The sequence below is a fragment of the Pseudomonas sp. HMWF021 genome (assembly GCF_003061005.1).
Taxonomy (GTDB): domain Bacteria; phylum Pseudomonadota; class Gammaproteobacteria; order Pseudomonadales; family Pseudomonadaceae; genus Aquipseudomonas.
On record NZ_QAIK01000160.1, the window covers coordinates 18,106 to 28,609 of the forward strand.

Sequence of the window (10,504 nt, forward strand, 5' to 3'; positions counted from 1 at the left end):
GAGGTCGGACTCGACATCAACGATCATTCCGGCCCCGCCGGTCTGCGACTGGCTGGTCATGACCATCTGCTTGCCACTGAACGCCAGCGTGCTGTCCAGGTTCAGGCCGCCAGTGAGGTTGTCGTTGTAGGACGAACGCTGGAAGAAGGCGTCGCCGTACACCTGATCCGTGGCAAAGCTGCCCATACCGGACAGGCCGACTCCATAGGTGTCGGCGCTGGCGGTGGCGGAAACACTTTGCAGTACGTGATCCTTGATGTCCTTGCGATACGTCAGCGAGCCGTTGTTATCGCGCCCGCCATCGCGCGAGGTGCGCGTGCCGATGCTGCCTGACCACTGCTCGCCAGGCCCGCCCAGCGCTACGCTGACGGTCAGGTCGACGCCGCGGTTGCGCGCGTCGCCACTGCTGATGCTGCCAGGGCGATCGAACACCGAGAAACGCCAGTTGGCATCGCTGCCCAGAAACAGGCCGCGCTGGGTCCAGCCCAGATCCAGCCCGACGCCCTCGACGTTGCCTTCGCTGTGGGACACCCGGGCGTTGACCGAGCTTTTGTTGCTGAGCCGATGGTTGATCGCCAGCGATGAGTTGCTGGCCTCGCCGATAAACACGTTGCGCTGGCGCACGCGGGTGCCGTCGGGCAAGGTTTCGTAGGTGTTGGTGGTGTCCAGCCAGCTACGGTTGTGGGTCAGGAAAATATTGCCGGCACCATAGTTGTACATGGTCTGCAGATCGAGGCCGGTGCCGTGATCCTGCGTCTCGTAGACGTTGGCGAACAGGCTGAGGTTATTGGCCAGCGTCCAGTCCACCGACGTGCCGTATTGCAGGGTGTCGCGAATCTGCCGCGCAGAGACGCCGAGAATCACCCGGGGATGCAGCAGGTAGTTGATTGCAGCGCCAGCGGTCATTTCGCCGGACGCCTGCTCTTCCCAGTTACTCCACAGCTTGCTTTCCTCACCGGCAAACACGTTATAGCGCCAGCGCTCTTCGTGATTGCGCCAGTTGCCGGGCTTGTACACCAGCTCCTGGGTCGTGGACGTGATCTGGCCATCTTCGATCAGGCGCACCTCCACTTCATAAATGCCGCCGGGCAACGGACGGGTGTCGAGGGTCTGCAGGCCGGGTTCCACCGCCTGGGTGTTGATCAAAAGACCGTTGCGCAAAATCTCCACCGAAGCCTGGCGGTTGGCGGTGACGTAGATCGGGTACACGCTGGGTGTCGGGGTGTCGATGGCCAGGCTGTCGGAGCTGCCGTACATCACGCCTACCGTGGTATCGGGACTGGCGCCCAGAGAACGCGGCTGACGGCTCAAGCCTTCGGAGTTGGGCATGAAAAAGCCCAGACGCAGGAACGTGCCTTGCAGTTCACGCTGGGTGTAGAGCTCGTGCACAGCATGGTAGAGCTGCTCGTCCGGGCCGCCGAGACGTGCCAGTTGCAGGTTGAACGACTGGGTCCAGTTGCCAAGGCTGCTGCTGGTCTGCAGGCCGTAGCGGCCACCGAGGTCCTGATCCTGACCGCCATTGAGGTTCAACTGATTGCGCACCATCAACCCGGTACTGCCGCCTTCGGGCTGGGTGTAGTAGCGCTTGACCTCAGGATCGCGCTCGGCGTTTTCGGTCAGGATCGAAACCAGCGAGTTTTCCAGGCTGTAATGCACCGCCATCACTTGCTGCGGGCACTGACTGATACACGGCCCAAGGGCAACGCCTTGCTTGAGGTAGGCACTCAAGGCGTCACGATCGCTGGCACTGACCTGGCTGTCGCCGACGTCGGTGAATTCCAGCAGGGTGAGGCGATCGTCTCGGGACAGGACGATGCTCGCTTCACCAAGAAACTGTTGATCCCGCTCTATCCGCACCACTAAGGGCACGTCGAAAAAGTGCTCTTCGAAGTCCGCTGGCAAGCCTTTGGACTGTGCCAACAGACTGCGCGTCGTTGTACTTTTTTCAGGCGTGGCAGCACTGGCGGTCGCGCAGGTGAATAACGCAAGCGCCACCGCAATGGGCTTCATAGGGAACATGAACGAATACTCTTGTACAAACGCAGGGCGAGTTAAATTCGGCCGAAGCAGAACTTCGGCCGACAAGTTTCACTGCACAAACCTGTTATTTTTTTCGGGAAAGGCTTTACACGCGTGGCACAGCATCGAAGATCACGGTGAAGTTGCCCGAGTAGTTGCCCACCTGGTCATTGGTCGGCTTCGCTGCCGAGACGACCAGTTGCGCGGCCACGCCGCCATTGGACTCGTCATCCTCGACCACTTTCTTCGGTGTACCGGTCAGCACCACACCGTTGAAGGTAGTGGTCAGAGGAATGTTCTTGGTGGTGTCACCATTGAACAGCACGGCCGGGCCGCCATCAATGTAGGCTTCGACCCAGCCCATGGTATGACGTACGTCGTAAGTGGCCTGGACGTTGCTCAGCGTGCCGTTGACCAGGCTGTATGTCATGCGCTCATCCTTGCCGAAGTTGGGATCGCGCGGCATGGCATGGAAGATCTTCGACGGGATTTCAGCGGTGATATTGATGCTGGTACGCGCATCATCGGCAGCAAATGCCGCACCGGACAGAACAACCAGAGGAAGGGCAAGTGCGAACTTCTTAAGCATTTTCAGATACCTGTATTTGTATGTAAGGGCAGCAGATACAAGCGGGTAGCCACTTGTGTTTTCAGCGCCGCAACATCATCAACCGGTTTTATCTGAATGTAAGCAGGAAAGCTCCTGCAAGTGCGTAGTAAGAACGCCCCAAACATAGAAGGAAAAATACCGACATACAAAGAAATTTATTGTATGGATGTCAGATAGAGACTACGCGGCGCCACAGTTAAAACAATAGCGACTCACAAAGCCACGACACTATCTGTAAGACGGATATTACAAATTCAATATATAAAGGGGCAAACCTGACAATTAGAGAGTTAACACTAATTCAAACTTTTGTGCCCAGTTAAAGATGCGATTTTTTTGAGAAAAAAGCTGTTTTCGACTGACGGTCGAGGGTGCCGATGCGGTCTTTTCGCGAAAAACCACTGGTCGGCGCCTCTTGCAGATTCGCCAAGATATATCTTAAGTTGTATCTAAACGAGACAAGGAGAAGCAAAAATGAGAGACCATCATTCCCCCCACCGCGAACACGGCGACAGCCGCGACGGTTTTGACAAACGTCCCCCACGCGAACGTGGTGGTCGCGGTCCACGGGTTTTCGCCCCCGGCGATCTGAAATTGCTGTTGCTGGCGCTGATCGCCGAACAGCCCTGCCATGGCTACGACCTTATCCGCCAGATCGAAAGCATGTTCGATGGCGCCTACAGCCCAAGCCCCGGGGTGATCTACCCGACCCTGACCTTTCTCGAAGAAAGCGATCTGGTGACGGGCGATGCCGAAGCCGGCAAAAAACGCTACAGCGTGACCGACGCCGGTCGCTTGTCCTTGAGTGAACAAGCCGTGGCACTGGATGGCGTGCGCATGCGCATCGAAGTCAGCAAGCGATCGTTGCGCGGCCACGACCGGCCGCCGGAAATCCACGAGGCGGTGCACAACCTGCGCCACGCTTTGCAAATGCACCACGGGCGCTGGAGCCCGGAAGAAATCCTGCGTGTGCGTGACCTGCTCAACGACACCGCCAAAGCCATCGTCGACGGCCCTGCCGTTGCCACTGCCCCGGAGAAAGCCGAATGAGCGCAGTCGATACCCAAACCATTCACCGTGTGATGCACGAAATCAAACGCCGCAAACTCGAAGTGCTGCGCGTGGTCGACCTGACCCCGCGCATGCGCCGCATCACCCTCGGCGGGCCGCAGCTGGCAGGCTTCATCAGCCTGGGCACCGACGATCACGTCAAACTGCTGTTCCCGCAGAACGCCGAACAGGCTGCTGCGCTCGAGACCCTGGTGCTCGGCGCCGGCAAAAGCGACGTGCCGCTGCCCGAGATGCGCGATTACACCCCGCGTCGTTACGACCTGGAAAAACTCGAGCTGGACATCGACTTCGTCCTGCATGGCGACGGCCCTGCGTCGACCTGGGCCGAACAGGCCCAACCCGGGCAATGCCTGCACATCGGCGGGCCACGCGGCTCGATGATCGTGCCGGACATCTTCGACAGCTACCTGCTGATCGGCGATGAAACCGCCCTGCCCGCCATCGCCCGTCGTCTCGAAGGCCTGGCGGCCAATCGCAAGGCGCTGGTGGTGATCGAAGTGGAAAACGGTGCCGAACAGCAAGTGCTGCACAGCGCGGCGCAGGTCAATGTGATCTGGGTGCTGCGTGAAGGCGGCAAGGACAATCTGCTGACCACCGTCAGACAGTTGCAGGTGCCCAAGGGCAATCTGTATGCATGGGTGGCGACCGAGACCAAGGTCTCACGGCAGATCCGCCGGGTGCTGATTGATGAACATGGGCTCAATGAACAGTTCATCAAAGCCGTCGGTTACTGGCGGGCCGAGGGTTCCGCAGAAGAGTGATATCCCCTGTAGGAACTGCCGCAGGCTGCGATCTTTTGATCTTGCTTTTGAACAATCAACGTCAAAAGATCGCAGCCTGCGGCAGCTCCTACAGGTGCTCTAACTGCGTGCAAATCTCCAGCGATCAAGACCGATCACCAGCAACCCAATCAGCACAAACCCGACCAATATCCCCCCGGCATTGATGAACACCTGTGCATAACCCAGCAGCGCCACATCAATGAACGGATACGCATACGCACCCAACAGATGCCCGCGCAGCAAGGCGTAAAGAAAGTACACCAGTGGATAAATCAGCCACAGCGGCAGATGCCGCAGGCGTAACGTACCTTTGGGCACGCAAAACCACCAATAACCCAGAAACAGCAGCGGCATCACGTCGTGCAGCAATTCATCGGCAATAAACTGCCAGCCTTCGGGGTGCCACAAATGCCGCAGCAGAATGCTGTAGGCCAGCCCCACCACGGCAATGCTCACCGCTACCCCGCTGCTGACCCACGGCTGCAGAAACCAGCGTTGCGCAGCGGATTCGCGGCGGGTGACCGCGCAGGTCAGCACCGTCGCCACCAGCGTGTTGGTCAGTACCGTGAAGTAACTGAAGAAACTCACCAACCCGCCCAGCAGACTGGCATCGACACTCAGGCGCGCAAAAAAAATCAGGTACAGCTGAATGCTCAATCCACTCCAGCCGAGGGTGGCAATGAACGTGACCAGGCGTCGCCGGCAAACAGCATCCATCTCAGAGCGGTCGCTTGGTACGCATCAACTTCACGTACAAACGCTCGACTTTTTCTCGAGCCCACGGGGTTTTGCGCAAGAACGTCAGGCTCGACTTGATGCTCGGATCGCTCTTGAAGCAGCGGATATCGATGCGCTCGGCCAACCCCGACCACTCGTAATGCGCCACCAGCGCATTGAGGATCTGTTCGAGGGTTACGCCATGCAGCGGATCGGGAGTGTGGTCGTTCATGCCAGGCCTTTGGACGGAGGGAAAATGCACAAGCCGCGCACCTTAGCCGAGGGGCCGGCGCGGTGGAAGGGCTTCCTTCAAATGTAGGTCAAGGGCAAAAGACCGCAGCGTTCCGCAGCTCCTACATTGGAACGCGTACACCTGTAGGAGCTGCCGCAGGCTGCGATCTTTTGCCACTGTTACAGATTGCGAAAAGCTGCATGTCCACAAAACCCCTTTGTCTTTTTGTTACAGATCATTATCCTGCCGCCCTTCAGCTGAATCGCTTCACTGCCTGCGTCAAATTGAAGCGCTCGGTTTACCCCCAGAAAACATCAAAAAAAGACTGACCCATGCCTGATTTTTCCTTCTCCCGAGACAGCGCTATCTCAGTCCTGCGCCTGATCGGCGGCTGCACCGCGCTCGGCTTCGCCACCTACGCTCAGGCGGCGCCCGCCTTCGACAGCGACTCACCGTGGATGCTCGGTGACTGGAACGGCACCCGTAGCGAACTCGCGGAAAAAGGCTACGACTTCAAACTCGACTACACCGGCGAAATGGGCAGCAACCTGCACGGCGGCTACGACCACGATCGCACCGCGCGCTACAGCGACCAGTTTGGTCTGGGCACGCACCTGGACCTGCAAAAAATCCTCGGCTGGGACGACGCCGAGTTTCAACTGACCATCACCAAGCGCAGCGGCAACAACATCAGCAACGACCGGATCAACGATCCACGCGTGGGCGGCTTCACCTCGGCCCAGGAAGTCTGGGGCCGGGGCCAGACCACGCGCCTGACGCAGATGTGGTATCAGCAGAAATTCTTCGACCAGAAGCTCGACATCAAGGTCGGCCGCTTCGGCGAAGGCGAAGACTTCAACAGCTTCCCGTGCGACTTCCAGAACCTGGCGTTCTGCGGCTCGCAAGTCGGCAACTGGGTCGGCGGTATCTGGTACAACTGGCCGGTCAGCCAGTGGGCGCTGCGGGTCAAATATCACCTGACCCCAGAACTGTATGCGCAGGTCGGCGCCTACGAGCAGAACCCGTCGAACCTGGATCGCGGCAACGGCTTCAAACTCAGCGGCAGCGGCACCCAGGGCGCGGTGCTGCCGGTGGAGCTGGTGTGGACGCCAAAACTCAATGGCCTGCCGGGCGAATACCGCGCCGGTTACTACTACAGCAGCGCCAAGGCCTCCGACGTCTATAAAGACCAGAACGGCCAGCCAGCCGCGCTGAGCGGCGAAGCCTACCGCAGCGCGTCGAGCAAACACGGCGTGTGGTTCGGTGCCCAGCAACAAGTCACCAGCCTCGCCAGCGACCACTCGCGCGGCTTGAGCGTGTTCGCCAACGCGACGATGCACGACAAGAAAACCAACGCGATCGACAACTACGTGCAGGCCGGCGTGGTCTACAAAGGCCCGTTCGATGCCCGCGCCAAGGACGACATCGGTTTCGCCCTGGCCCGCGTGCATGTCAACCCGGCGTATCGCAAGAATGCCGAAGCGAGCAATCAGGCGCACGCGGTTTACGACTACGACGACCCGGCGTTCCTGCCGCCGCAGGACACCGAATACAGCGCCGAACTGTATTACGGCGTGCACGTCGCCAACTGGCTGACCGTGCGCCCGAACCTGCAATACATCCGCCATCCCGGTGGCGTGAACGACGTCGATGACGCCCTGATCGCGGGGATCAAGATCCAGTCGTCGTTCTAAAAAACACCGAAGAAACCTGTGGGAGCTGGCTTGCCAGCGATGCGATTTCACATTCGACATTATCGTCGGCTGACACTCCGCCATCGCTGGCAAGCCAGCTCCCACAGGGATCGGGAAAAAATTCGTTAGCTAGACAAGTTTTTATCTGAACCATACCTGTGCCCAATCGTCATCTAAAGTGACTACAGCGCGGGACTACATAAACGTCACGGAGAATCACACTATGAGCACCGAAAGTGCTTCGAGTCGGGGCCGTCTGTTACCGAGCCTGCTCGGCATTCTGCTTCTACTGATGGGCCTGGCCATGCTGGCCGGGGGAGTCAAGCTGAGTATGCTCGGCGGCTCGCTGTACTACCTGCTGGCCGGTATCGGCATCGCGCTGAGCGGCATTCTGTTGCTGCTGCGCCGTCGCGCAGCACTGGGTCTGTACGCCATCGTGCTGTTCGCCAGTACCGTCTGGGCCTTGTGGGAAGTCGGTCTGGACTGGTGGCAACTGGTGCCGCGTCTGGCCCTGTGGTTCGTTCTCGGCATCGTGATGTTGCTGCCGTGGTTCCGTCGTCCACTGCTGCTCGCAGGCCCTGCGCCGATGGGCACCGGTGGTCTGACCGTGGCCGTGGTTCTGGCCGGTGTCACCGCTCTGGCCAGCCTGTTCACCCACCCGGGCGAAACCTTCGGCGAGCTGGGCCGCGACACCGCGGACATGACCAGCACCGCACCGCAGATGCCTGACGGCGACTGGCAGGCCTATGGCCGCACCGAATTCGGTGACCGCTACTCGCCACTGAAGCAAATCACCCCGGCCAACGTCGGCAAGCTGCAGGAAGCCTGGCGCATCCAGACCGGCGACCTGCCGACTGCCGATGACCCTGTGGAACTGACCAACGAAAACACCCCGCTCAAAGCCAACGGCATGCTCTATGCCTGCACCGCGCACAGCAAAGTGCTGGCGCTGGACCCGGACACCGGCAAGGAAATCTGGCGCTTCGATCCGCAGATCAAGAGCCCGGTGGGCTTCAAGGGCTTCGCCCACATGACCTGCCGTGGCGTGTCGTACTACGACGAAGCCGCTTACGCCAAGTCTGAAAACGCTGTGTCCGCCGTCATCTCCGACGCCGGCAAAGCCGTTGCCCAGGCCTGCCCGCGTCGCCTGTACCTGCCAACCGCCGATGCGCGCCTGATCGCTCTGAACGCCGACACCGGCAAAATCTGCGAAGGCTTCGGCAAAAACGGCGTGGTCGACCTGACCCAAGGCATCGGCCCGTTCACCGCCGGTGGCTACTACTCCACCTCGCCAGCGGCGATTACCCGTGATCTGGTGATCATGGGCGGTCACGTCACCGACAACGAATCGACCAACGAGCCATCGGGCGTGATCCGCGCCTTCGACGTGCGCGACGGTCACCTGGTGTGGAACTGGGACAGCGACAAGCCGGACGCCACCGAGCCTTTGGCCCCGGGCGAAACCTACAGCCGCAACTCGGCCAACATGTGGTCGCTGGCCAGCGTCGACGAAAAACTCGGCATGGTCTTCCTGCCACTGGGCAACCAGACGCCAGACCAGTGGGGCGCTGACCGCACCCCAGGCGCCGAGAAATTCAGCGCCGGCATCGTCGCCCTCGACCTGGCCACCGGTAAAGTGCGCTGGAACTACCAGTTCACCCACCACGACCTGTGGGACATGGACGTTGGCAGCCAGCCAACCCTGCTCGACATGAAAACCGCCGACGGCGTGAAACCTGCGCTGATCGCCCCGACCAAACAGGGCAGCCTGTACGTCCTCGACCGTCGTGACGGCACGCCGATCATCCCGATCAAGGAAATCCCGGTACCGCAAGGCGCCGTGAAAGGTGACCACACCGCACCGACCCAGGCCCGTTCGGACCTCAACCTGCTGGCCCCGGAACTGACCGAAAAAGCCATGTGGGGCGCCAGCCCGTTCGACCAGATGCTGTGCCGCATCCAGTTCAAGGAACTGCGCTACGAAGGCCAATACACGCCTCCGTCGGAACAGGGCAGCCTGATCTATCCGGGTAACGTCGGCGTGTTCAACTGGGGCGGCGTCTCGGTCGACCCGGTTCGCCAGATGCTGTTCACCAGCCCGAACTACATGGCCTTCGTCTCGAAAATGGTGCCACGCGAGAAAGTCGCCGCCGGCAGCAAACGCGAGAGCGAAACCGCTGGCGTGCAACCGAACACCGGCGCGCCATACGCGGTGATCATGCACCCGTTCATGTCGCCACTGGGCGTACCGTGCCAGGCCCCGGCCTGGGGCTACGTCGCCGGTATCGACCTGACCACCGGCAAAGTCGTGTGGAAACGCAAAAACGGCACCAGCCGCGACAGCTCGCCAATTCCGATCGGCTTCACCCTGGGCGTGCCAAGCATGGGCGGCTCGATGGTGACTGCCGGCGGCGTCGGCTTCCTCAGCGGCACCCTCGACCAGTACCTGCGCGCCTACGACGTGAACACCGGTAAAGAACTGTGGAAATCGCGTCTGCCGGCCGGCGGTCAAGCGACTCCGATGACCTACACCGGCAAGGACGGCAAGCAATATGTGCTGCTGGTTGTTGGCGGTCACGGTTCGCTGGGCACCAAAATGGGTGACTACGTGATTGCGTACAAACTGCCGGAATAAGTTTTACCGGCTGCAAATGAAAGGCGATGCCCCGCAAGGAGCATCGCCTTTTTTATGCCCACTAAATATCCCTGTAGGAGCTGCCGAAGGCTGCGATCTTTTGACTTTGATTTTTTAAAAGCCAGATCAAAAGATCGCAGCCTTCGGCAGCTCCTACAGGGTGGAATGGGGCTGGTTTGTGGGAATTGTGCTCGTCCTACAATTGCTGGTGATTGCGCGGAGATTTCCGACAGGTCGCGTCGGTTGTGCCTCGGAAATCGGCTGGGTAGGCTCGGGGGTGTCGCTGCAAATTCAGCGGACGGGCGTCGCGGCCCGTAGTCCATTCGATTTGATGCATAATCGCCGGCCCAAACTGGAGCGCTCAGGTGCTTTTTGTTTGGTTTGATGGTGGCTGTGCGCGGGATACCTTCGGGTATGCCGAGATTGCCGAATGGCTCGGTCCGCGAACCCGCGTACAGCTGCCACCCTCAGTCGCGTCGCGGCGATTGAGAGTGACAGCCCCACTTATCATTCGGAGCTTCGCCATGAAAAAACCAACACCCAATCCCCCCGAATCAGACTGCGCCTCGCCTTACGAATCCCTCGATTCAAAAAAGCTCCACGACGCCGCCGAACGCGCCCTCGACCACTACCTCAAACCCAACGCACTCACCCTGCGCTTTCACAAACCCAGCACCATGTTCCAGATCGCCCCCGATCAGGACAGCGAAAGCCTGCTGGTCCACGCCTGCGAATCCCTGGCAC

Annotated in this window: 8 protein-coding genes and 1 pseudogene; 5 read left to right on the forward strand and 4 right to left on the reverse strand. The window is 60.0% G+C overall.

The genetic code is table 11. The annotated features are described in order from the left end of the window. Both DBR18_RS22965 and DBR18_RS22970 read right to left on the reverse strand, forming a co-directional pair. The coding region (locus DBR18_RS22965; protein WP_256588859.1) for a TcfC E-set like domain-containing protein at window positions 1-2,019 on the reverse strand (2,019 nt) is incomplete at its 3' end. A gap of 106 nt (window positions 2,020-2,125) precedes the next feature. Beyond that, window positions 2,126-2,608, reverse strand: coding sequence for a CS1 type fimbrial major subunit (locus DBR18_RS22970; RefSeq protein WP_108592034.1), 483 nt, complete (start codon window positions 2,606-2,608; stop codon window positions 2,126-2,128). A 495-nt stretch (window positions 2,609-3,103) separates the two neighbouring features. Here DBR18_RS22970 and DBR18_RS22975 point away from each other — a divergent pair, with 495 nt between their 5' ends. Beyond that, a complete protein-coding gene (locus DBR18_RS22975; RefSeq protein ID WP_108592035.1) occupies window positions 3,104-3,679 on the forward strand; it encodes a PadR family transcriptional regulator in 576 nt (191 codons plus the stop codon). Next, window positions 3,676-4,461 (forward strand): siderophore-interacting protein, encoded by a 786-nt coding sequence (locus DBR18_RS22980; protein ID WP_108592036.1) that lies wholly within the window; start codon window positions 3,676-3,678, stop codon window positions 4,459-4,461. Before DBR18_RS22975 ends, DBR18_RS22980 begins: the two co-directional genes overlap by 4 nt. A gap of 99 nt (window positions 4,462-4,560) precedes the next feature. On the opposite strand, the gene DBR18_RS22985 is transcribed toward DBR18_RS22980, so the two are convergent. Together DBR18_RS22985 and DBR18_RS22990 are read right to left on the reverse strand one after the other, a co-directional pair. Then, complete coding sequence (locus DBR18_RS22985) at window positions 4,561-5,199, reverse strand: Pr6Pr family membrane protein (protein WP_108592037.1); 639 nt, start codon at window positions 5,197-5,199, stop codon at window positions 4,561-4,563. Window position 5,200: 1 nt separating this feature from the next. Continuing rightward, window positions 5,201-5,431: a VF530 family DNA-binding protein gene (locus tag DBR18_RS22990; RefSeq protein ID WP_003227831.1), complete on the reverse strand. Its 231-nt coding sequence runs from the start codon at window positions 5,429-5,431 to the stop codon at window positions 5,201-5,203. Window positions 5,432-5,763: 332 nt separating this feature from the next. Here DBR18_RS22990 and DBR18_RS22995 point away from each other — a divergent pair, with 332 nt between their 5' ends. From DBR18_RS22995 to DBR18_RS23005, 3 genes and pseudogenes are all read left to right on the forward strand, one after another. After that, a complete protein-coding gene (locus DBR18_RS22995; protein ID WP_108592038.1) occupies window positions 5,764-7,125 on the forward strand; it encodes a carbohydrate porin in 1,362 nt (453 codons plus the stop codon). Between the two features lie 223 nt (window positions 7,126-7,348). Next, window positions 7,349-9,760, forward strand: a complete 2,412-nt coding sequence (locus tag DBR18_RS23000; RefSeq protein WP_108592039.1) for a glucose/quinate/shikimate family membrane-bound PQQ-dependent dehydrogenase — start codon at window positions 7,349-7,351, stop codon at window positions 9,758-9,760. 524 nt (window positions 9,761-10,284) lie between these two features. Next, window positions 10,285-10,504 (forward strand): annotated as a pseudogene (locus DBR18_RS23005) (hypothetical protein); the annotation flags it as partial.

Excerpts from the sequence above, each read along its gene's own strand:
- DBR18_RS22970 (WP_108592034.1), bottom strand. The coding sequence starts at position 2,608 with ATGCTTAAGAAGTTCGCACTTGCCCTTCCTCTGGTTGTTCTGTCCGGT.
- DBR18_RS22975 (WP_108592035.1), top strand. The coding sequence starts at position 3,104 with ATGAGAGACCATCATTCCCCCCACCGCGAACACGGCGACAGCCGCGAC.
- DBR18_RS22980 (WP_108592036.1), top strand. The coding sequence starts at position 3,676 with ATGAGCGCAGTCGATACCCAAACCATTCACCGTGTGATGCACGAAATC.
- DBR18_RS22985 (WP_108592037.1), bottom strand. The coding sequence starts at position 5,199 with ATGGATGCTGTTTGCCGGCGACGCCTGGTCACGTTCATTGCCACCCTC.
- DBR18_RS22990 (WP_003227831.1), bottom strand. The coding sequence starts at position 5,431 with ATGAACGACCACACTCCCGATCCGCTGCATGGCGTAACCCTCGAACAG.
- DBR18_RS22995 (WP_108592038.1), top strand. The coding sequence starts at position 5,764 with ATGCCTGATTTTTCCTTCTCCCGAGACAGCGCTATCTCAGTCCTGCGC.
- DBR18_RS23000 (WP_108592039.1), top strand. The coding sequence starts at position 7,349 with ATGAGCACCGAAAGTGCTTCGAGTCGGGGCCGTCTGTTACCGAGCCTG.